Annotated in this window: 1 protein-coding gene; it reads left to right on the forward strand. The window is 60.8% G+C overall.

Going from position 1 to position 1,354, the window contains the following annotated elements:
• Positions 1–545: 545 nt before the first annotated feature.
• On the forward strand, positions 546–1,118 hold the full coding sequence (locus tag BRAS3809_RS27615) for a hypothetical protein (RefSeq protein ID WP_008965297.1): 573 nt from the start codon (positions 546–548) through the stop codon (positions 1,116–1,118).
• Positions 1,119–1,354: the final 236 nt, after the last annotated feature.

A 1,354-nucleotide genomic window follows, 5' to 3' on the forward strand; every position in this document is an offset into this window, starting at 1 on the left:
CAGGGTGTGGGCCAGACAGGCAACACGGGTTGGTTTGGGGCGCATGGCGCGGTCTAATGGCCTAGCTTGAACTGTACTCTGCAAAGCAAAAATCTATCAGAAATGCAAACAAAAGTTGTGCGCGGACGGAAGGCGATCGAATCTGAGTGAAACCTCAGATCGTGCTCTTGACCCGAGCAGTTTTCGCTTCGGCTCAAGAGGGGCGAGTGTCAGGGTCTATTTAATAGACCACCACCAATAATCGTAGTCATCGCGTATCTCAACAGCTCGCAGCCTGATCTCGTGGATCATTCCAGCGCACAAACATAGTGCGCCGATGCTCAAAAAACCAATCTGGATCGATGATGGCATGCGCGGGGTATCCGAAAAGTGGCAAGTCTGTCGTGAATTACGAGTTTACTTATATCCAATTTGGAAGTGAGTGGTGATGGTCAAGATCGATTGCATAATGAAAGCGAATTCTGCAAGGTGGATCAAGGAGGCCCTTCTCTGACTGCGTCTCAGCCGCCCGTCGCCTCGTCGCCGCCAAGCCACGCTATCAAGCAGTGGCCCGGCGCACCGGCGTTCCCTGGCCCATCATTGCCGTGATCCACGAGCGGGAATCGTCGCAGAACTGGTCCCGCTCACTGGCGCAGGGGGACCCGTGGGATCGGGTGTCGGTCCATGTTCCGGCCGGGCGCGGGCCCTTCGAATCGTGGGAGGATGCCGCGGTCGATGCACTCGCCAATTGCCCGCCCTATGCGGCGCGATGGCGGGACTGGTCGATCGGCGGCGCCTTGACGCTGCTCGAGCAGTATAACGGGCTCGGCTATGCCCGGCGTGGGGTGCCGTCGCCCTATCTATGGGCCGGGACCGACCAGTACCGCGCGGGAAAATATGTCCGTGACGGAGTCTACGATCCCCAGGCGGTCGACCGGCAGCCAGGTTGTGCCGGCCTGCTCAAGGCTATGATGGAGATCGACCCGACGATCAGCTTGGGCCGCGGGTTGCAGGAGTCCATGCCGCCGCCCCTCGCGGGGGCGTCGCCCCCCATCCAGGCGTCGATCAGGCATCCAGCAAAGGGCTCCATTGGAGCCCTTTTTGCTGCCCTGGTGGCGCGTGTTCTCGGCCGTCGCTGAGGCGTCCCGAGCAGGGCTCTCGGGAGCTCCTGCGACCGAGCGTCGCTGATCGATGGCACGAACGAATCAACCTGGGCGTCAGGCGCGGCATAGCTCGCGCAGTCGCGCCGCTCGTCTTCACATCTCATGGAAAGGCTTGGTCATGTGGACAAGAGTCAAGGCCGCGTGTCGGCATTCGCTGACGATCGCGTGGGGCTATGTGCTGGCGTTCGTCGGCTTCCTGCTGTCGATCCTCG

The organism is Bradyrhizobium sp. STM 3809 (assembly GCF_000239795.1).
GTDB lineage: Bacteria > Pseudomonadota > Alphaproteobacteria > Rhizobiales > Xanthobacteraceae > Bradyrhizobium.